The sequence below is a fragment of the Pandoraea sp. ISTKB genome (genome assembly GCF_001721285.1).
GTDB classification, from domain to species: domain Bacteria; phylum Pseudomonadota; class Gammaproteobacteria; order Burkholderiales; family Burkholderiaceae; genus Pandoraea; species Pandoraea capi.
On record NZ_MAOS01000034.1, the window covers coordinates 81,638 to 101,033 of the forward strand.

The following is a 19,396-nucleotide window of genomic DNA, read 5'->3' on the forward strand; positions in this document are numbered from 1 at the left end:
CAGTGTCGGGCGCGCTTCGTCCTCTAACGACAATCCCGAGGGGAGACGGCATGACGTTCGCACAAAAAACGGCCGATGGGCTGACCACGACACCTCCGGCGCATCCGCAAAACGCCTTAAAGGAGGCCGAGGCGGCCGACGCGGCCAGCGGCACCACGCGCCGGGACTTTCTGATGAGCACGGCGGCACTGGCGGGCAGTGCCGTGTTGCCGATGTCGACGGCGTCTGCAGCATCGGCTGTGGCGACTGCACCTGCGGCACTCTCCAAGACCGAAACAGACGCCGGTCCGCGCCTCGCGCAGTCGACGCGGGGCATGGTCACGAGCCCGCACGAGCTGGCAAGCGAAGCAGGGCTGGAAGTGCTGCGCGCGGGCGGCAACGCCATCGAGGCCGCGATTGCCATCGGCGCGGTACTGAGCGTGACGTATCCGCACTTCACCGGTCTGGGCGGCGATGCCTTCATGGTCATCAGCGATCGCGACGGCAACGTGCGCACGCTCTCCGGCATTGGACAGGCCGCCGCGCAAACATCGGCGTACGGCAGCGCGATTCCCGTGCGCGGACCCGGCGCGACGCTGACCACAGCGGCGACGGTCGCCATCTGGGACAAGGCGTTCGAATTCAGCCGCACGCAATGGCATGGTCAGCAAGCCTGGTCGTCACTGTTTTCGCGCGCGACCGAATATGCGGCAAACGGCTTCCCGGTCACGCCGTCGCAACACTTCTGGCAGACGTTCCGAGCGGGAGACTTGCCGAGCTGGGAAGGCTTCTCGTCCGTCTTCATGCCTGGCGGACGCATTCCGCAGGTCGGCGAGCAGTTCCATCAACCCGCACTGGCGAGAAGCCTCGACAGCATCGCGACGCACGGGGGTCGCGAGTTCTACGAAGGCGATCTCGCGGGACGCATCGCCGCCGGACTCAAGCAGGTCGGTTCCCCCTTGCGCGCCAGCGATCTGTCGCGAGCGCAGGCGCGCGAAGAAGTCCCGCTGCGCGTGGCGTATCGGGACGGCGAACTGCTCGGGCTGCGGCCGCCCACGCAAGGCGTGACGACGCTCGAGATCATGGGCATTCTCAATCGCTTCGATCTCAAGTCGATGCCGGAGGGAAGTGCCGACTACTATCACGTGCTCGTCGAAGCGGTGAAGCTCGCGTTCCTCGACCGCAACCGTTACGTGGCCGACCCGGACTTCGTCGATGTGCCCGTGGATCGTCTGCTCTCCAGTGCGAATCTGGACGCGCACGCCCGTAGTATCCGCATGGATCGCGCGATGCCTTGGCCGCACGTCTTCAAGACGGGCGACACCGTCTACATCGGCGCGGCGGACAGTCAGGGGAACTGCGTGAGCATGCTGCAAACGGTCTATTTCGACTGGGGCAGTGGCGTGGTGCTCGGCGATACCGGTGTGCTGTGGCATAACCGGGGCGCCTCGTTCAGCCTGGACCCCACGAGTCCGAACGTGCTCGCGGGCGGCAAGCGCCCGTTCCATACGCTCAATCCGGGCATGTATCTGAAGCAAGGGCGGCCGCAGTTGCTTTACGGTACACAGGGCGCCGACGGGCAGCCGCAGACGCTCGCGGCCGTGCTCACGCGTCTGATCGACTACGAGATGGATCCGCTCACGGCGCTCAAGCGTCCGCGCTTCCTGCTCGGCAAGACGTTCTCGGATACCCGCGACAGTCTGAAGCTCGAACAGGACGCCGGGGCAGGGGTCTTTACGGCGCTTGCGGCTCGTGGACATGAGATGAGCCCGCTGCCGCCGCAAAGCCAGCTAGCGGGACACCCGGGGGCGATTCGCATCGGTGCGCAGGGGCAGATGAGCGGTGCGCACGATCCGCGCAGCGATGGCAGGGCGCTCGGCGTTTAACGCGATCGCGGTCAATGCCCGGCTACGCCGAAAACCCCAGTTGTCGGGCATTCGTTGCGCGTGATACAAGTTCAGCCATCCATCGACAAAACAAATACGAGACATGGCTGGCAGTGCAAAATCGAATCGACCGCTGTTTGATCTGGATCTGCTGCGCTCGATCATCATGGTGGCCGATTGCGGCAGCTTCACCACGGCGGCGGCGCGTCTGCATTCGACGCAGTCCACGGTCAGCCAGAAGGTCCGGCGTCTCGAAGACATGGTCGGGCACAAGCTGCTCGACCGTGGCAATCGCGAGGTCCACGCAACGGACGCCGGCGAGTTGCTGCTCGGCTATGCGCGTCAGATGCTCGCCCTTAACGACCAGATGTTCGAAGCGCTCTCGGGCGCGGTCGTGGCCGTCACGGTGCGTCTTGGGGTGCCGGAGGACTTCGCTACAGGGGCGACCACGCAGGTGCTCGCGCGCTTCAACCGTCAGTATCCGCAGGTGAAGCTCGAAGTGACGAGCGGGCTGAGTCGCGATCTGCTCGGCAGCTACGATCACGGCGAGCTCGATCTCGTGCTGGTCAAGCAGCGACGCAACAGCCGCGAATCGGTGGCGAGCCGTCCGGAGAAGCTGGCGTGGATCGACAGCGCGAAGCATCCGTCGTTCGGACTCGATCCCGTGCCGCTGGTGACCTTTCCGACACGCGGCCTGTACCGGGACGACATGATCAACGCGCTGGAAGCCATGGGACGCAACTGGCGCATCAGCTTCACCAGCTCCAGTCTGAGCGGCATTCAGGGCGCTGTCGCCGACGGCATGGGAATCAGTTTGGTGCCGCCGCGCGCGGTCTTGCCGGGGCATGTGGTACTCGGCCGGGCGCAGGGCCTGCCGGTGATCGATACGTTCGAGCTGGCGATCTTCCACCGTCCGACGGCCGATCCGATGGTCGGTGCGCTCGCCAAGGTGCTCGTGGGGATGCTCGAAACGAAACCGCGCGCGTCGAGATGAGTGAGATCATCGACACGCGCGGCTGCGGGCGTTTCGAGAACGTCCGCGTCGGGTGACTTAAGTTACTTCGGCTGTGCGCCCAACGTCAGCGTCATGTGACGGTTGACGTCTTTGTACAGCAGGTAACGGAACGGACCGGGGCCGCCGGCGTAGCAGGCCTGCGGGCAGAATGCACGCAGCCACATGAAGTCGCCGGCTTCGACTTCCACCCAATCCTGATTCAGACGATAGACGGCCTTGCCTTCAAGCACATACAGGCCGTGCTCCATGACGTGCGTTTCCGCGAACGGAATCACGCCACCCGGCTGGAACGTCACGATGTTCACGTGCATGTCGTGACGCATGTCCTGCATATCGACGAAGCGCGTCGTCACCCAGCGACCGTCGGTGCCCGGCATCGGGATCGGCTCGACATCCTGTTCGTTCTTCACGAACGGTTCCGGATAGGGCAGACCTTCCACCGCCTGATAGTGCTTGCGAATCCAGTGGAAACGCGCAGTGCCCTGGCTGTTGTTACGCAGTTGCCAGTCGGCCGCGGGGGGAATGAACGCGTAGCCACCCGGGGTGAGCGTGTTGGCCTTACCCTGAATCGTCACGGTGATTTCGCCTTCGACGACGAACAGCACGCCTTCCGCTTTGTCGTCCTGCTCGGGCTTGTCGCTGCCGCCACCGGCGCCGACTTCCATGATGTATTGCGCAAACGTCTCGGCAAACCCGGAGAGCGGACGTGCCAGCACCCACAGGCGCGTGTTGTCCCAGAACGGGAGATGGCTCGTCACGATGTCGCGCATCACGCCTTTCGGGATGACGGCGTAGGCCTCAGTGAACATGGCGCGATCGGTGAGCAATTCCGTTTGGCCGGGATGCCCGCCATGCGGCGCGTAATACGTAGTCTTCGACATTGCAGTTGGCTCCTGATGCATTCTGATTGTTCTCCCCATCGTTCGCCGCCGGGCCCCTTGGTTGCGATCCGCGCTTGGGGGCGCGCACAGACCGCTTGACCTCGGCGCGACGAACGCCTGCGGCGTCACGACTCGGCATGTCTCGTGCCGGGCGTGACGTCGCGCATGACAGTCAGGTCGGGGTGGACCCTGCTGTGTCCTTGAGCAGGGCGGGGTCCAGCGCAAGTTGCGCGGGGCCGCCCCAATAGCGTGCGTGACGAATGACGGCGCGGGCCGCCGGTGCGGCGGCCACGGCTGCGGCGGCATTCGGCGCATCGAAGACGACGAAACTCGCCTCGTTGCCCGCATGCAGGCCGTAATCGTGCTTGCCGATCACGGCGGCGGCCGCGGTCGTGGCCATCTCCAGTGCGACGCGCAGATCTTCGTCCGTATAGAAACCCGAGCGATAGCCGATGAGCATCGCGCGTTGCAGCATGTCGCCGTTACCGTACGGCCACCAGCTGTCCTGAATGTTGTCGTTGCCCGTGAACACACGTACACCCGCTTCGCGCAACCGGAGAATCGGCGGGAAGGCGCGGTCGCCGGGCGCGTTGGTCATGATCGAGACGTCGGCGTCGGCCAATGCGCGTGCGATGGTGTCGAGTTCGGCAGGGCCGACGTCGCCGAGTCCGTAGGCATGGCTCACGCTGACACGTCCCCGCAAGCCGGCGGCCTGTGTACGCGAGGCGATGCGATGCAGTTGTGCCAGACCGATATCGCCGGGTTCGTGCAGATGGATGTCGAGCTTCGTGCCGTGCTTCTCTGCGATGCCGAAGATCACGTTGAGTTGGCCGTGCGGATCGCCGTCGAGTGTGGTCGGGTCGATGCCGCCTACGACCTGAACGCCCGCGCGAACCGCATCTTCCAGCACTTCGGCCGTGCCAGGGCAAGTCATGACACCCGCCTGCGGGAAGGCGACGAGTTCGATGTCGAGCCATTCGCGCCATTTCTCGCGCATCGCCATCACTTCGTTCAGATGCGAGAGACCGGTGCTGGCGTCGACGTCGACATGGCAGCGCATCGCCACCGTCCCGAACGCTACGGTCTGGCGCATCAGGGCGTCCGCACGCTGGGCCATGGGCGCGGCGGCGGCGATTTCCTGCTTTTCTGCGGCCAGACGCTCGCGCAGCGTGGCTGCCGGGCGGTGCGGGCGCCAGCGATCGCCGACGAAACTCTTGTCGAGATGGATGTGGCCGTCGACGAAACCGGGCAGCACGAGCTTGCCTTGCAGATCGACGATTTGTGCGTTGGCGTCGGCCGTGTAGGACGCGGGTGCGCCAACGTAGGTGAAGCGTCCGTCGCGCGTAGCGAGCGTGATGGGATTGCCGTCGGCGTCGATGGCGCCGACGAAGACACGGTGATGACCGGAGGAACTCATGGAACGACCTCTGTGCTGCCCGGGCCCTCGCTGTTGCTGCGTTCCGTGTGGTGGGCGCAGCCGCGCCGCGGGGTCTCTTAGGGGAGTGAAACTGCGGGGTAAGACTTACAAGATAGCGAACCGGTCGCGCATCGACAAATTAAATATCAAAATGCATGGCATTCGATTTTTGAATAGTGGATGTCGATGAGCGGGCGTAGCCGATGTGACGACGATACCGAGGGGGCATCGCGCCTGTCTCGGTATTCTTATCGGACTGGCGGATTCATGACACCGCGATCCGCAGCGGCCATGTGAAGCGCCCCAGCACGTTCGCGTCGCGGTCCGTGACGGTGGCTTCGACACGCATTTCGGCTTCGCCGCTGGCGATGACCTCTGCTTGCCAGTAGGCATCGGGGGCTTGCCGTGCGACGGCTTCCTCCGGCTTGTCGGATCGCGGCGCATAGCGCACGGCGTTGTCTTCGACGTGGAGTTGCAGATTGCCCAGCGCCGCATCGTCGGCCAGCGCGAGTTGCAACAATACGGCGTGCTCGCCGCGCATCGCGAGCGCGGTCCAGCGTATCCGGAGCTGGCTGCCTGTGCGAGCGTCGACAGGCCAACTGGCCGGGGGCGTTCCGTGGCTGCCGTCGAGTGTGTCGCGACCGGGTGACAGGCGGTAGCAGTCCGTGCCGTCGACCGAGACGGGGGAGGGCGACTGCCCGGCGGCCTTGTCCAGCAGCGTCGCCGTATCGATCACGAGCAGCACGTCGGTGATGGCGGCGCTATCGCGGGCGCCGTCTTCCTCACCGCCGTTGCCGCAATTCTGTGCGTCGGACATGAGAATTCCTTGGGCATAACCATTTGAGAGCGTCGGGGGCTCCGCCACCCGGCATGCGCGAAAGGACATGACGGGTAGCGGGCGGGCAGCGCGTGGCGTGCGTCAATGATTGCGAATCGTGATGAACGGATCCCACTGATAGCAACCGCAGAGGTTGCCTGCGCGATCGAGCACCATGAACTGGAAGTGGTAGGTCACGCGCCCGGTCTTGAGCGTCTCGCAGGACCAGAAGTAGTTGGAGCAGCTTTGCTTCTTCGGCTTGGTCGGATCCGGCGGATTCGGAACGGGGATCGTGACCTCGGCTTCACGCGGGGACGGCGGAGAAATCAGCTCGTTGCCCTGATTGCCGACGAACTTGTAGAAGATGCAGGACTGCTCGAAGCCCAGCGACAGCGAGCATTCGCGCCAGCGGATGACGTCCCCGACGGTGGCGGCGACATCGAGTTCGCCACCCGCCTGACCGCTCACCACATTGCCTTGCGTCACGATCATGAAGACGTGCTTGAAGTCGATGATCGGCGGATTCGTCATGCTGGTGTTCTTGCCGTAACGATCCACGATCGTCTTGGTGTCGATGCTGACCAGCACATCGGTGATTTGCGACATGGGATTCTCCACGAAAGACTTGGTTGAATGCCGCCGACCGGGCGCGATACCGGCCCTGAGTCGAACGGTCAGGCAGCGGCCCGTCAGCCGCGAGCGGAAACGTCGCGGCGGTCACGCACGTCGTGGCGGCCACTGCTGGTTTCACCCGTGGAGCGTAGGAAGGGAATGAGAGGCGTTCAACGACGCGCGGGTGCCTACGATGAGTGACTTCGGGGCGCGAGGCCGCATTGTGGCTGGCATCGCGGGGACTCGCCCGAACGCTACCAATCGAAAAATTGGAGCACCTTAACCAAATCGACCCATGCGCGCGGGGCGGGCATGGGCCGGATCGTTTCTCGTGGCGACGCGCTGCGGCGCGTCACCGCACGGCAGGTGTGTCAGCCGGGCTTGCGGCTGTGTTGCAGACGTTCCAGCACGTGAATGCTCAGGCGCGCGGTGTGGCTGCGCATGGCGTTGTAAGCCGCCTCGGCATCGGCGGCGAGCACGGCTTCGACGACACGCTCGTGTTCATCGAACGACACCGTGAAACGCTCTTCGACATCGGATTGCGCGGCACGGAAAGGGGCGAGCCGTTCCCGATGGCTGTCGATGAGCGCCATCAACGTCTTGTTCTGGGTGCCTGCGCTCAGCAATTGATGGAATTCGCGATTGAGCGCCAGATAGCCGGCCTCGTCACCGGCATCCATGCATTGCTTGCTCTGGACGTGAATCATTTCGAGCTGCTTCTTCTGCATGGCGCTCATGCGTTGCGCGCTCAGACGGCAGCACAGGGCATCGAGTTCGCACATCGCTTCGAGCATGTCGGACAGATCGTCGACGCTGATGCTCGCCACGACACCGCCCTTGTGCGGCGTCAGTTCGATGAGCCCTCGCGCATTGAGCTCGCGAAGCGCTTCGCGGATCGGCGTGCGCGACGCCTTGAAACGCTCGGCCAGCACGACTTCTTCCAGCTTTTGCCCCGGCGGCAGGCTTCCGTCGATGATCTCGCCCGTCAACACCCGGCAGATTCTTGCGGCAATGGTTTCGGCCATGCTGATCTATTCGCTCCGTGGATGCGTCGTTTTGATTGGATTGTATACATGCGGATTATACGAGTATTTTCCCGCACGATGCAGTGCTGACGCCGCGTGGGGCGTGGTTTGGTCGGTTTCCACAAAGATTGGGATGCTTCAATGCATTCAAAAATACGTTTTTGAATGCAAATCACTGAGATAGTATACATGAGCCATCTGCCGGACATCTCGTGCAGGGCTTGCTATCTCGTTTGAGATTCGCTCGAAACATCGCTTGAAACCTAATTTGGAAGGAGACATTCACCATGGCCAAACTGCGTCATATCGCCCTTTCCGTGCCCGATCCCTGGAAGGCGGCCGAGTTCTACATGCAGGCATTCGACTTCAAGAAAGTGGGGGAGACCGACTCGTCGCTGGCACGCGGCGTGTATCTCTCCGACGGCGTCATCAACCTTGCGCTGCTCAACTACAAGAACGACGAGGCCGCAGGCGATCGCGGCCGTGAGTACGTCGGTCTGCACCACATCGGTATCTGGGTGGAGGACGTCGAGGCCACGCGCGCCAGGATCGAAGCGGCCGGCGGCCGTTACTACATGGGCGAAGTGCCGGTGAAGAGCAACATCTTCTATGAAGTGAAGTTCTTCGATCCGAACGGCGTGATCTTCGACGTGACGGCCCACGGCTGGGGCGGCGCGTCGAAAGACGGCACGAGCACGGACGACGCCCCGAAGCTGCGCCACGAAGGGCTGCAAGCCGATCGCACCGGTCTCTGATCCAGCACACCCTAACGACACATCCCCTAGGTATTTCCCAAAACCCCGCCGGCAGCGTTACGCCGGCGGCGGCCTCGACTCGCCATGCATCGGGTATCAGGGGTAACCCGCTATAAAAAAATAGCCCGTTTGTATAAGCAAATAGCAGTAGAAATTCAATTTCTTTGATATGTATAATCGTTCGAAAGATTGTATACATACAACGGGCGGGCGGCAGACATCCCGGCAGCAAAGAAGGGAGCGCCGCAAATAAAACGAGAACTATCAGGAGACAGCATGAAGAAGCGAGTGTTGTGTGCATTGCTGCTGGGTGCAATGCAGGGCGGTGCGTATGCGCAATCTTCCGGGGGGGTGACGCTTTCGGGGTTCGTGGACCTGAATATCGAGCAGTTGTGGGGCTCGGGCGCGAACGGCGGCAAGGTCACGAGAGTGTCCAGTGGCGGGCTGAACAACTCTCGCTTCAATTTGAGCGGTTATGAAGAACTCGGCGGCGGCAACCGCGCGTTCTTTACTTATGAGCCGATGTTCTCGGCCAACAACGGTTCGCAATCGGCGCAGGCGCGTCAGTCGTTCGTCGGTATCAAGGGACCGTGGGGGGATCTGTCGCTGGGCCGTCAGTTCACGCCCTCGTACTGGATTGCGGGCTACGCCGACCCGAGCTGGGCGGCCGACTTCAGTATGGTCAACAACATGGAGTTCTTCTACGCCTCGTATCGCGTGGACAACTCCATTCAGTACAAAACGCCGTCGTGGTACGGCCTGAACGCCCGTTTCATGGCGACGACCGGTGTCGGCGACGGCACGCGCTCGGGCCGCTTCTATTCGGCCGCGCTCGAATACCGCAGCGGCAACATCTTCCTCGGCGCGGTCAGTGAGCTGCAATACACGCGCGACATCTACTCGTCGAGCCAGATCCGTTCATCGCGCGACAACTACTTCGCAGCGACGTACAAGTTCGGCAGCGTGGAGCCGACCCTGATCTATCACACGTACAACGGCTATTACGCCTATCCCCCGTATGTCGCCTTCAACGTGCGCGGCTGGGATATTCAGGCGGGCGTGCGCTATGCGCTCACCGATCGCCATCGTTTCTACGCGAGCTTCGTCCATCGTCAGGATGACGACAACAAGGCACTTTCGAACGCCAACGGTTTTGTCGTCGGCTACATGTACGGCCTGTCCAAGCGCACCACGCTTTACGCGACCTACGCCCGTGTCCAGCACAGCAACGACACGCTCGTTCATTACCCCGTGACGTTCCAGGTCACGCCGACCGGCTCGCAAAACCCGTCGGGCGTGCAGTTCGGGATTCGTCACGCGTTCTGACCGGACGCATTCCGGTTGCCTGCATCAAGCCGCCAGTGCCCGCCTGTCGGGTCCGACATCGGGGCGCTGGCAAGAAGACTTTTGAGACGAAGGAGGAAGACATGTTTCGCACGAAATCACTCGGCGTGTCCTTGACAGCGACGGCCGTGCTCGCCGCGCTGACGATGACGCTCGCGGCCCACGCGTCGGCACCCGAGAGTGCGCCGCCCGCGCAACCGGCACAGGCTGCCGAGGCACAGCCGGGCGGCACACCGGGCACGCCCAACGTCAAGGATCCGTATCTGGCTGGCTGGCTGCGTCTCACGCCGGATCGCGAACCGAAGCCGCTCAAGCCCGGCGTCGACTACGGCATGGACCCCGCGACGGGCAAGTTCATCTGGCCGAAGGCCACGCCCGAAGTCCACACGGGCCAGCGCTTTCCCGGCGAGCTGACGTCATGGGACAAGAAGAGCTATGCGAAGAACGTGAAGGTGCTGGCGTTCTACCCGGGCGTGGATTCGCCGTTCCACGCGTGGAACAACATCGCCGACTTCAACGGCAAACGCTATCTCTACATCCATGACCGCGACTATCTGCGCATCATGGACGTGACCGATCCGGCGAACGGCAAGGTCGTGTATTCGAAGGGGGGCGTGTGGGGGCCGAAGGGATCGAGCGAAAAGTTCGATGCCAACAACGTGCAGGACTATCTCGGCGGCGCCACCATCGTGTGGAACAAGAAGCTGGGCAAGCCGATTCTCGTCGCCTCGTTCGAAATCGGACGCTACGGGCTGATGCAGGACAAGTCGAAGCAGCCGGACAAGGTCGCAGCGCAGCGCAATTACAACTCGCTCAAGGGCTTCAAGGTCTTCGTGATGGACGGACCGCTGCCCTCCGACTGGAAGCTGATCGCCACGCGCACGACCGACTACAAGCATCCGGATGCCCCCGTCGGCCAGCAGCAGGGTTCCGGTTCGCTCGACTCGCCGGAGTTCTACGGCGGCAAGTACATGATTCTGTCGTCCGCACCGGACGACAGCTACGCGCTCACCGAGTACCCGAACTATCTCTATTCGCCGGGCTATCAGGTGTGGGACATGTCGGACCCGGCCAACCCGAAGTTCGTCTCGCAGATTTCGGTCCCGGGACAGATTCTCGGCAACGCCGAACATGAGCAGGCGTATCTGCAAAACGCACGCGCGGGCAACCGCACGTCGTGGATGGGGTCGCGCATGCCGATCTTCCTGCCCAAGCCGCTGGAGCAGGGCGGCAAAGTGGGCTTCGGCGCCATGGGCGGTTTGGGACTGTGGTCGTTCGACCTGTCCGATCCGGCGCACCCGAAGGTCGTGGGCAACGTGAACACGCCGCCTAGCTTCGCCGGCACGGAGTACGACAACGCCGACGTCAGCCAGTACGAGCGCACGGGCTATGTGCTCACCAGCGGCTATCCGATGAACCGCGACTGCTACGAGCCGTTCAAGGACATCTTCGTGGTCGACGCGCGCAATCCCGCCAGGATGAAGGTCACGACGAAGCTGCCCGAGCCGGAAATCCCGGAAGGCGCACCGTTCACGAGCTTCTGCCAGCGTGGCGGCAACTATGGCCCGAAGCGTTCGAACTCGATCGGACAGCCGGGGACCTGGCGTCAGGGCATCGTGCCTTATTCGTACTACAACGCCGGCGTGCAGATTTTCGACGTGAAGGATCCCGCCAAGCCGCGCATTGCCGGGTACTTCGTGCCGGGGTTGGCCGACGAGACGGAACTGCCGGTCTACACGCTGGGCAAGGGCGTCTTCGCGATGTACACCGAGTACGACCGCAACATCATGTGGGCCTTCACCGAGAACGGCGCCTACGCACTGTCGAGCCCCTTGCTGGGTGAGCCGGTCATGGGCGCACCGGCAAAGCCCTGGCCGGCGCGATGAAACGGCGCCGATCGGTCTTCATCGCCTCATAGGCACGATGCAAAGGCATTACGCCAGCGCGGCACGACAGGTGGTGTCGTGCCGCTGCCGCGAACGACTTCACAGGGCCTCCAAAGCGTGAAGTGTTGAAGCGGGCAACCTCCGATGGTCTCCCGGTTGCCCGCTTCTTTTTTTATCCGTTCGCTTTGCGATGTCCCGTAACGCTGTTGACGGCGGCCGGTAGCGGTTTGCCAGAGAGATGGGCGCGCACGTTGGCCAGCAACAAGTCGATCTGCGCTTGCAACGCCGCCGGCGAACGGCCGGAGATGTGCGGCGTCAGCACGACGTTCTCCAGCATGCGCAGCGCGGAAGGCACCTCCGGTTCGTTTTCGTAGACGTCGAGCGCAGCGCCCGCGATGACGCCGTCGCACAGCGCTTCGATGAGTGCCACGGTATCGACGACGCTGCCGCGCGCCACGTTCACCAGAAAACCGTTGGCGCCGAGTTGCGTGAGCACGTCGGCATTCACGAGGTGATGCGTGGCAGGACCGCCGGGACAGGCGAGCACGAGGAAGTCGCTGGCAGCGGCCAGCGCGTCGACATTGTCGTAGTGCTGCCATCGGCAGCCGGTGCGCGGCGTACGCGTGTGATAGCCGATCGACATACCGAAGCCTTCGGCGCGCGTTGCGATGCCTTGTCCGATGTTGCCGAGGCCGACGATGCCGAGTCGCGCACCGTGCAGGGTCGGACGCGGCGCACGATGTCTGGCCCAGCCGCCGGCCTTCACGGCGCGATCGAGCGTCACGAGCCCGCGTGCTGCCGCGAGCATCAGCGCCAGCGCGTGATCGGCCACCGTCTCGCCGTTGGTGTTGGGGGCGTGCGCGACCGCGATCCCGCGTGCGGTGGCCGCGGCGACGTCGATGTTTTCGAAGCCCGCACCGAAGGCGCAGATGAGTTCGACGTGGGGCATGGCGTCCATTTGCGTCGCCGTGAAACCCGTCGTGCCGTTGGTCAGCACGAGCCGTACGCCGGGCGTGATGTCGCTCGATTCGAGGCGCGTGGTGCGCACGTCGACATCGTGCAGACGCAGTCCTGCGGCAAGCAATTGCGCCCGCGCGAGCGGTTCGAGCGGGATGAGATTGAGGAGGAGCGGAGCGTCGGTCATGGGTCTTAATCGCCTCGATGCGTTGGATTGAAAAATAAAATACAAATCAGTTGCTATGTATACATATGCTATGTATTGTGTTTCAACATAGCAATCAAAAAGACAGCCGATCGGTGAAAACGACGTCGGCTTCACGAAGGAAGACAAGGAGGAAGGTGTGAGCTGGTTTGGAATCGCAACTTATGAATCGCTGGCAACGGGCACGCTCGGGGCACGTCGTACGGCGCTTGTGCAACACGGGCGGCTATATGACCTGGAGGCCGTGCTGCGTCAGATGGACGTGGCGCCGGAGGACGGCCAGAGCGCGTCGCAGGATCTGACGGCGTTGCTCTCGGACTGGTACGTTCGCGGCGATGCGGTTTGCACGGCCGTGCACCGCGCCATCGACGCCGGTGTCCCGGCCAAGGTCGGTGCGTTGGCGACCGACACGTACCGTCTGTGCGTGCCGTACCAGCCGGGCCGCATCTTTGCCACGGCGTCCAACTTCTATGAGCACGCGGCGGAAATGGGCACCAAGCTCGCGCCGCGCAGCGAAAGCTCACCGTACATGTTCATGAAGGCGGAGACGAGCGTGACCGCCACCGATACCGACGTCGTGCTGCCGCCGCATGCCGAGCGTGTCGACTGGGAAGTCGAGCTGGCGGTGGTGATCGGACGTCCAGGCCGTCACGTGCCGGTGGCGCAGGCGCACGAGTGGATCGCGGGCTATACCGTCATCAACGACGTGAGCGCGCGCGACCTCAACCGTCGCACCGACTATCCGTTCACGCACGACTGGTTTCGCGGCAAGAGTTTCGATACCTTTGCTCCTCTGGGGCCGTGGTTTGTGCCGCGCGACGTCATTCGCGATCCCCAGAATCTGCGCATGACGCTGTCGGTCAACGGCGAAACGATGCAGAACGACACGACGGCGGGAATGATCTTCAACATCGCGGAGCAGATCGCCTACCTGTCCGAGATCCTGACGCTCAAGCCCGGCGACCTGATTGCCACGGGCACGCCGACCGGCGTGGGCATGGGACGCGGCGTGTACCTCAAGGCGGGTGACGTGATGGTGGCGGGGATCGAAGGCATTGGCGCCATCGAGAACCGTGTCGTGGCACAGCGCAAATAACAAAGGCCGCTCATGTGGCGGCCAGGAGGAGGCAGCAATGCAGCAGTGGCAGTTGACCCGGCGCTGGTGGACGGCGCTCGTATGTGCCGGAACACTCGGCGCTGTCGGTGCAGGTGCGATGTGGGCGACCCCCGTCGTTGCTCAAGTCGCGCAGACCGCTCAGGCCGCACCGACAAAAGTGAAGTTCAACCTCTCATGGCTGCCGCAGGGCAGTACCGGCGGCGTGATCGTCGCGATCAACAAGGGCTATTACCGCGAGGCGGGACTCGACGTCTCGGCTATCGTCGGCCACGGTGGACAGCGCACCGTCAATGAAGTCGATCAGGGGCTGTTCGAGTTCGGCTACGGTGATCCGATCAGCGTGATGCTCAACCGTGCGCAGGGCGGCAAGACGAAGATGGTCGGCTCGATCAACGCCGTCTGGCCGGGCGCGATCTGTTACCTCGCGAAGCCCGGTCGGACCATCGCGAAGCCGGCCGATCTGACGGGCATGTCGATGGGCGGCGGTGGTGCATCGCCGTTGCAGAACATCGTGCCCGCCTGGCTCAAGGCCAACGGTCTGCCGCCGACGTCGGTCAAGCTGCTGCGCCTCGATCCGTCGACCATCAATCCGTCGTTCCTGCAAGGACGCGTCGATCTGACCGAATGCTGGGAAGGCGCCAATCTGCCCGTGCTCAAGTCGCTTGCCGCGAAGCAGGGCCGCGAGATCGGTTCGTTGCGCTATCGCGATTTTGGTCTCGACATGGTCGGCAACGGCATCGTCACGACGGAGAAAATGATCGAGCAGAAGCCTGACGTGGTGCGTCGCTTCGTGCAGGCCACTTACCGTGGTTACGCGTGGATGCGCGAGCACCCGGAGGAGTCGGCTGCCGTGATCGTCTCGCAGTACCCGATGCTCGACAAACAGGTGATGGTCGAACAGATTCGTCAGATCGGCACGCTCGAGACCGATCGCGAGACGAAGGGACACAAGCCGGGCTGGCTGCCGGTGCCGCGCATGGAGGTGACCGCGAAGTTCGTGCGCGATGCCTTCAACCTCGCGCCCTCGCTCAAAGCGACCGACATCTATACCAATCAGTTCGTCGAGTGACGCCCGCTGCGGTGCGAACGACGGCAATGCAAGGAGTGGAGATGACAAGCCCCAAACCCAAACTCAATCCGAAGCGTCTCGGCCATCTGGTGCTGGTCGTGCGCGATATTCAGAAGTCGGCGAAGTTCTATACCGAAGTGCTCGGCCTGACCGTCTCCGACTGGATCGACGATCAGATGGTGTTTCTGCGCGCCGGTAGCGATCACCACGATCTGGCGCTTTCGCAGATTCCCGCCAACTCGCCCGACATCGACGATTTGCCGCGCTACAGCCGCCCCGGCATGGAGCACTTCTCGTATCTGGTCGACAGCGTCGAGGAGATGGAGAAGGCCGTGGACATTCTGCGCGAGCACAACGTCGAAATCGTGCGCGGCATCGGTCGTCACGGCCCCGGCGCGAACTACTTCCTCGTGTTCAAGGATCCGGACGGCAACAACGTCGAGCTGTATTGCGAGATGACGCAGATCGACGCCGAGCATCCGTATGAGGCGAAAGTCTGGGAGCGCAACATCGAGAGCTTCGACCGGTTCCGGTTCGAGCGCTTCGTCGTGCCGCCCCCGCCGGGTATGGTCAAGGAGAAGTCGGGCGGCAAGGCGTAGGCCCTCAGCCACGCCATCGTTCAGCCGTTCAGCTGTGTGACTGGCTTCGCGTCGGTCACCGGTATTCCGGAGGAGACATTCGAATGAAACGCATCGCACAGACGATCGTGTTCTGGGGCGTATTGCTCGCCCTGTGGGAATTGGCCGTGACGTACTTCAAGGTGCAGTCGTACCTGATGCCGCCGCCGTCGGCCATCTTTCGCGCCGCATGGGAAGTGCATCCGCAGATGCTCGCCGACACATGGGTGACGACCGTCGAAGTGCTGACCGGCTTCGTTGCGGCAGTCGCGGGCGGGCTCGTGATCGGCGTGGTCATCAGCTACAGCGCCTTTGCACGTCGCACGTTGTATCCGCTCGTTACCGCCTTGCAGAGCATGCCGAAGATCGCGCTCGCACCGCTCATGATCGTGTGGTTCGGGTATGGCTTCGCGTCGAAGCTGGCGTCGACGTTCCTGTTCGCCTTCTTCCCCGTCGTGGTCGCGACGATGGGTGGGCTGGCGTCCGTCGCACGTAATCTCGACGAACACTTCCGGGCGCTGGGTGCGAGCCCGTGGGACACCTTCTGGCGGTTGTATCTGCCGGCGGCGCTGCCCGCGTTCGCCGACGGTCTGAAGATCGCCATGCCGCTGGCCGTGATCGGGGCCATCGTCGGCGAGTTCATCGGCTCGGAGGAGGGGTTGGGGCACCTGATCGTGTTCGCGTCGGCTGCCGCACGCACCGACGTCATGTTCGCGGCCATTCTCATGGTGACGTTGCTGGCCGTGGTGCTGTACTGGGGCATCGAGCGCCTGGCGCGCTTCGTCTGGTGGCGGGGGATCAACGTATGAGTGGCATTCAGCACATCAAGACGGGCGGCGTAGGCAGTGTGACGTCGCTGCCGACGTCCCGCCCGACGGAACCCGCCGCCGTCACCCGCCCGTCCGAGGCCATGATCGAAGTGCGTCACGTCGACAAGACGTTCGCTGCGAAGCAACGCAAGGCCGCACCCGTGAGGATTCTCGACGACGTGTCCTTGTCGATCGCAGATCAGGAGTTCGTGTCGATTCTCGGGTCGAGCGGCTGCGGCAAGAGCACGTTGCTGCGCATCGTAGCGGGGCTTGTGCCGCACGATGGCGGCGAGGTCCGCGTTGGCGGGCAGCGCGTGTTGCGCCCGGTCCCGGAGATCGGCGTCGTCTTCCAGACGAGCAACATGCTGCCCTGGCTTACCGTGCGGCAGAACCTGATGCTCGGCACCAGCCTTCGCAAGATTCCGAAGGAAAAGAGCGAGCCGCGCGTGTCTGCGCTGCTGGAAATGCTGGGGCTGGCGCAGTTCGCGGATCACCATCCGCATGAGCTATCCGGTGGCATGCGTCAGCGTGCGTCCATCGGCCAGATCCTCGCGCTCGAACCCAAAGTGCTGCTCATGGACGAGCCGTTCGGTGCGCTCGACGCCCTCACGCGCGACAACCTGAACGTCGAACTGCTGCGCATCTGGCAGGAGCATCGCCAGACGGTACTGCTCGTCACGCACAGCATCGAGGAGGCAGTGTTTCTGTCGGACCGCGTGATCGTGATGTCGGCGCGACCGGGCAAGGTCGAGCAGGAAGTGGTCATCGATCTGCCGCGTCCGCGCTCACCGCAGACGATCAAGCAACACCCGCGCTACGCCGGTTACATCGCGCAGCTTTCGCAACTGATGGGGGTCTATTGATGGAGGGGCAGACGTTCCTCGCCAGCGATGTCAGCAACGCGGGCTGGGCGTCCGCGCGTGCCCGCATGCGCGCGCTCGGCCCGCAGTGGACGGACGACATTGCCGCCGGCCGCCGTGCGGTGCTCGACACCTACACGCCGCTGCTGGCGCAGGCGTCGACCGATGGCTTCGCCGTCGAGCGCGATCTTGCCTATGGTCCGCATGCACGGCATCGGCTCGACGTCTACCGCCCGACGTGCCCGGCAACGCAGGCCCGTGGCCCGGCGCCCGTCGTGGTGTTCGTGCACGGTGGCGGGTTCGTGCGCGGCGACATGAACGCGAACGCGCAGATCTACGGCAACGTGCCGCGATACTTCGCGCGTCAGGGCTGTGTGGCGGTGAACGTGGAGTATCGGCTGGCGCCCGAGGCATCGTTCCCCGGCGGTGCGCAGGATGTCGCGCTGGCCATGCGCTGGTTGCGCGAGCATTTGCCCGAGTACGTGGGCGAGGGTGACGTCGACCTGTCGCGCGTGCTGCTGATCGGCCATTCGGCCGGCGGTTCGCACGTGGCGAGCTATCTGAGCGATCCGCGTGTACGACCTGCCACGCCGGAGGTGGCAGGCGCGGTGCTGATCAGCGCCCGCTTACGGGCCGACGTACTGCCTGACAACCCGAACGCGCCCGGTGTCGTGGCGTACTACGGCGACGATCCGGCGCGCTTCGAGACCGACGCGCCGATGGCACACGTCGAAGCGATGCCGGTGCCGGTGATGACGGTCGTCGCGGAATTCGAGAATCCCCATCTCGATACGTACGCGTTGGAGTTCTGCCATCGGCTGTCGCAACGGGACGGGCGCGCATCGCGCTTCGTTCAGGTGCGCGACCATAACCACACCTCGGTCGTGGCCCATCTCGACACCGGCGACGACTCGCTGGGTCGCGAAATTCTGCAATTCCTGCACGAACTCAACCCATCGCCCTGATGCGGTCCGTGCCTGCCTGAGTCGCTGAGCCTCGTTCACTGAGGCCCTGCGACGGCAGCGCCGTACATCTCTCTCTCCCTTCTAGGAACTGTCATGGTCGATCACGAATTGACCGGGGCGTTTGCGCCCGTCGTCACGCCGTTTCATACGGATCTGACGCCGGATGCCCCCCGTTTTCTCGCGCATTGCGCATGGTTGCTGTCGCACGGCGTCGGTCTCGCACCGTTCGGTACGAACAGCGAAGCGAACTCGCTCGGACTTACCGAGCGTATGGCCTTGCTCGATCTGCTCGTCGACAACGGTCTCGACACGCGGCGCATGCTGCCCGGTACCGGGTGCTGCGCGCTGCCGGAAACCGTGGCGTTGACGCGCCATGCGGTCGAGCGCGGTTGCGCCGGCGTGCTGATGCTGCCGCCGTTCTTCTACAAAGGTCTCTCGGACGACGGGCTTTACGGCTACTACGCACGTGTGATCGAGCAAGTGGGCGACGCGCGTTTGCGGCTGTACCTGTATCACATCCCTGCGCTCTCGGGCGTGCCCATCACGCTACCGGTCATCGAACGACTGATTCGCGACTTCCCGCAAACCGTCGTGGGGATCAAGGACAGCTCCGGTGACTGGCAGAACCTGAGTGCGATGCTCGATGCGTTCCCCGGCTTCGGCATCTTCCCGGCATCGGAGTCGCTGGTCTCGCGAGCCTCGGCCCGGGGCGCGAAGGGCTGCATTTCGGCGACCGTCAACATCCATCCGGAGATCATCGGACGCCTGTGCCGCGAATGGGCGAGCGAGGCCGGTGCCGAGCTTCAGGCGAAAGCGGACGCCGTGCGCAGCATCGTGCAGTCGTTCCCGATGATTCCGGCGCTCAAGGCGGTGCTGGCGTCGTATCGCGACGACCCGGCGTGGGCGCAGTTGCGCCCGCCGCTCTCGCCGCTGGCGGGCGATCAGCACGAGCGGCTGCATGCGCAGTTGGCCGCTTGCGGCTTCACGTTGCCGGGTTGAAGCACGATGCGCGGCGCGTTGCGGTATCGGGGGATAGGCTGGGCGTGGCCTCATCGCGGGCACAGCACTTCGCGGGGCCCGGCACGCGCCGGGGCGCGCATGCCGGGTACGGTGCTGGCGATGGCGCTCGGCATGGGGGCCTGCGAGCTGGCGCAGGCACAAGTACAGATCTACGGGCACC

18 protein-coding genes are annotated in these 19,396 nt (G+C 63.8%); 12 read left to right on the top strand and 6 right to left on the bottom strand.

Annotated elements, in window-relative coordinates; translation table 11 throughout:
* Window positions 1–314: 314 nt before the first annotated feature.
* Both A9762_RS13025 and A9762_RS13030 read left to right on the top strand, forming a co-directional pair.
* Window positions 315–1,865 (top strand): gamma-glutamyltransferase family protein, encoded by a 1,551-nt coding sequence (locus tag A9762_RS13025; RefSeq protein WP_371442897.1) that lies wholly within the window; start codon window positions 315–317, stop codon window positions 1,863–1,865.
* Window positions 1,866–1,968: 103 nt separating this feature from the next.
* The gene (locus A9762_RS13030) at window positions 1,969–2,859 is read left to right on the top strand and encodes a LysR substrate-binding domain-containing protein (RefSeq protein ID WP_069342422.1); all 891 of its coding nucleotides are present in this window, start codon (window positions 1,969–1,971) and stop codon (window positions 2,857–2,859) included.
* A 62-nt stretch (window positions 2,860–2,921) separates the two neighbouring features.
* Here the strand turns inward: A9762_RS13030 and A9762_RS13035 are convergent, their stop codons facing one another.
* The 5 genes from A9762_RS13035 to A9762_RS13055 all read right to left on the bottom strand — a co-directional run bounded on the left by A9762_RS13035 (window position 2,922) and on the right by A9762_RS13055 (window position 7,632).
* Window positions 2,922–3,761, bottom strand: coding sequence for a bifunctional allantoicase/(S)-ureidoglycine aminohydrolase (locus tag A9762_RS13035; RefSeq protein WP_069342423.1), 840 nt, complete (start codon window positions 3,759–3,761; stop codon window positions 2,922–2,924).
* 172 nt (window positions 3,762–3,933) lie between these two features.
* On the bottom strand, window positions 3,934–5,178 hold the full coding sequence (locus A9762_RS13040) for an amidohydrolase family protein (protein ID WP_069342424.1): 1,245 nt from the start codon (window positions 5,176–5,178) through the stop codon (window positions 3,934–3,936).
* A 265-nt stretch (window positions 5,179–5,443) separates the two neighbouring features.
* Window positions 5,444–5,995, bottom strand: coding sequence for an AidA/PixA family protein (locus A9762_RS13045; RefSeq protein ID WP_069342425.1), 552 nt, complete (start codon window positions 5,993–5,995; stop codon window positions 5,444–5,446).
* A gap of 102 nt (window positions 5,996–6,097) precedes the next feature.
* Window positions 6,098–6,601: an inclusion body family protein gene (locus A9762_RS13050; protein WP_069342426.1), complete on the bottom strand. Its 504-nt coding sequence runs from the start codon at window positions 6,599–6,601 to the stop codon at window positions 6,098–6,100.
* Window positions 6,602–6,978: 377 nt separating this feature from the next.
* On the bottom strand, window positions 6,979–7,632 hold the full coding sequence (locus A9762_RS13055) for a GntR family transcriptional regulator (RefSeq protein WP_069342427.1): 654 nt from the start codon (window positions 7,630–7,632) through the stop codon (window positions 6,979–6,981).
* Between the two features lie 287 nt (window positions 7,633–7,919).
* Here A9762_RS13055 and A9762_RS13060 point away from each other — a divergent pair, with 287 nt between their 5' ends.
* The 3 genes from A9762_RS13060 (at window position 7,920) to A9762_RS13070 (ending at window position 11,617) form a co-directional block, all read left to right on the top strand.
* The gene (locus A9762_RS13060) at window positions 7,920–8,387 is read left to right on the top strand and encodes a VOC family protein (RefSeq protein ID WP_069342428.1); all 468 of its coding nucleotides are present in this window, start codon (window positions 7,920–7,922) and stop codon (window positions 8,385–8,387) included.
* A 276-nt stretch (window positions 8,388–8,663) separates the two neighbouring features.
* Entirely contained in the window at window positions 8,664–9,713 is a 1,050-nt protein-coding gene (locus tag A9762_RS13065; RefSeq protein WP_069342429.1) for a porin, read from the top strand.
* 101 nt (window positions 9,714–9,814) lie between these two features.
* The gene (locus tag A9762_RS13070) at window positions 9,815–11,617 is read left to right on the top strand and encodes a hypothetical protein (RefSeq protein ID WP_069342430.1); all 1,803 of its coding nucleotides are present in this window, start codon (window positions 9,815–9,817) and stop codon (window positions 11,615–11,617) included.
* A 172-nt stretch (window positions 11,618–11,789) separates the two neighbouring features.
* On the opposite strand, the gene A9762_RS13075 is transcribed toward A9762_RS13070, so the two are convergent.
* Window positions 11,790–12,761 (bottom strand): 2-hydroxyacid dehydrogenase, encoded by a 972-nt coding sequence (locus tag A9762_RS13075; RefSeq protein WP_069342431.1) that lies wholly within the window; start codon window positions 12,759–12,761, stop codon window positions 11,790–11,792.
* Window positions 12,762–12,918: 157 nt separating this feature from the next.
* On the opposite strand from A9762_RS13075, the gene A9762_RS13080 reads away from it, so the two are divergent.
* The 7 genes from A9762_RS13080 to A9762_RS13110 all read left to right on the top strand — a co-directional run bounded on the left by A9762_RS13080 (window position 12,919) and on the right by A9762_RS13110 (window position 19,215).
* Window positions 12,919–13,875 carry a fumarylacetoacetate hydrolase family protein gene (locus A9762_RS13080; RefSeq protein WP_069342432.1) on the top strand — a complete coding sequence of 319 codons (957 nt, stop codon included), beginning with the start codon at window positions 12,919–12,921 and terminating at the stop codon, window positions 13,873–13,875.
* A gap of 37 nt (window positions 13,876–13,912) precedes the next feature.
* On the top strand, window positions 13,913–14,965 hold the full coding sequence (locus tag A9762_RS13085; RefSeq protein WP_069342433.1) for an ABC transporter substrate-binding protein: 1,053 nt from the start codon (window positions 13,913–13,915) through the stop codon (window positions 14,963–14,965).
* Between the two features lie 41 nt (window positions 14,966–15,006).
* Complete coding sequence (locus A9762_RS13090) at window positions 15,007–15,564, top strand: VOC family protein (RefSeq protein ID WP_069342434.1); 558 nt, start codon at window positions 15,007–15,009, stop codon at window positions 15,562–15,564.
* Between the two features lie 83 nt (window positions 15,565–15,647).
* Window positions 15,648–16,391, top strand: a complete 744-nt coding sequence (locus tag A9762_RS13095; RefSeq protein WP_069342435.1) for an ABC transporter permease — start codon at window positions 15,648–15,650, stop codon at window positions 16,389–16,391.
* On the top strand, window positions 16,388–17,254 hold the full coding sequence (locus A9762_RS13100; RefSeq protein WP_240493545.1) for an ABC transporter ATP-binding protein: 867 nt from the start codon (window positions 16,388–16,390) through the stop codon (window positions 17,252–17,254). The genes A9762_RS13095 and A9762_RS13100 overlap by 4 nt, the downstream gene beginning before the upstream one ends.
* The gene (locus A9762_RS13105) at window positions 17,254–18,216 is read left to right on the top strand and encodes an alpha/beta hydrolase (RefSeq protein ID WP_083253891.1); all 963 of its coding nucleotides are present in this window, start codon (window positions 17,254–17,256) and stop codon (window positions 18,214–18,216) included. Before A9762_RS13100 ends, A9762_RS13105 begins: the two co-directional genes overlap by 1 nt.
* A 93-nt stretch (window positions 18,217–18,309) precedes the next feature.
* On the top strand, window positions 18,310–19,215 hold the full coding sequence (locus A9762_RS13110; RefSeq protein ID WP_069342436.1) for a dihydrodipicolinate synthase family protein: 906 nt from the start codon (window positions 18,310–18,312) through the stop codon (window positions 19,213–19,215).
* Window positions 19,216–19,396: the final 181 nt, after the last annotated feature.

Coding starts and splice junctions, on each gene's coding strand:
- A9762_RS13025 (WP_371442897.1), top strand. CDS start 315: ATGGTCACGAGCCCGCACGAGCTGGCAAGCGAAGCAGGGCTGGAAGTG.
- A9762_RS13030 (WP_069342422.1), top strand. CDS start 1,969: ATGGCTGGCAGTGCAAAATCGAATCGACCGCTGTTTGATCTGGATCTG.
- A9762_RS13035 (WP_069342423.1), bottom strand. CDS start 3,761: ATGTCGAAGACTACGTATTACGCGCCGCATGGCGGGCATCCCGGCCAA.
- A9762_RS13040 (WP_069342424.1), bottom strand. CDS start 5,178: ATGAGTTCCTCCGGTCATCACCGTGTCTTCGTCGGCGCCATCGACGCC.
- A9762_RS13045 (WP_069342425.1), bottom strand. CDS start 5,995: ATGTCCGACGCACAGAATTGCGGCAACGGCGGTGAGGAAGACGGCGCC.
- A9762_RS13050 (WP_069342426.1), bottom strand. CDS start 6,601: ATGTCGCAAATCACCGATGTGCTGGTCAGCATCGACACCAAGACGATC.
- A9762_RS13055 (WP_069342427.1), bottom strand. CDS start 7,632: ATGGCCGAAACCATTGCCGCAAGAATCTGCCGGGTGTTGACGGGCGAG.
- A9762_RS13060 (WP_069342428.1), top strand. CDS start 7,920: ATGGCCAAACTGCGTCATATCGCCCTTTCCGTGCCCGATCCCTGGAAG.
- A9762_RS13065 (WP_069342429.1), top strand. CDS start 8,664: ATGAAGAAGCGAGTGTTGTGTGCATTGCTGCTGGGTGCAATGCAGGGC.
- A9762_RS13070 (WP_069342430.1), top strand. CDS start 9,815: ATGTTTCGCACGAAATCACTCGGCGTGTCCTTGACAGCGACGGCCGTG.
- A9762_RS13075 (WP_069342431.1), bottom strand. CDS start 12,761: ATGACCGACGCTCCGCTCCTCCTCAATCTCATCCCGCTCGAACCGCTC.
- A9762_RS13085 (WP_069342433.1), top strand. CDS start 13,913: ATGCAGCAGTGGCAGTTGACCCGGCGCTGGTGGACGGCGCTCGTATGT.
- A9762_RS13090 (WP_069342434.1), top strand. CDS start 15,007: ATGACAAGCCCCAAACCCAAACTCAATCCGAAGCGTCTCGGCCATCTG.
- A9762_RS13095 (WP_069342435.1), top strand. CDS start 15,648: ATGAAACGCATCGCACAGACGATCGTGTTCTGGGGCGTATTGCTCGCC.
- A9762_RS13100 (WP_240493545.1), top strand. CDS start 16,388: ATGAGTGGCATTCAGCACATCAAGACGGGCGGCGTAGGCAGTGTGACG.
- A9762_RS13105 (WP_083253891.1), top strand. CDS start 17,254: ATGGAGGGGCAGACGTTCCTCGCCAGCGATGTCAGCAACGCGGGCTGG.
- A9762_RS13110 (WP_069342436.1), top strand. CDS start 18,310: ATGGTCGATCACGAATTGACCGGGGCGTTTGCGCCCGTCGTCACGCCG.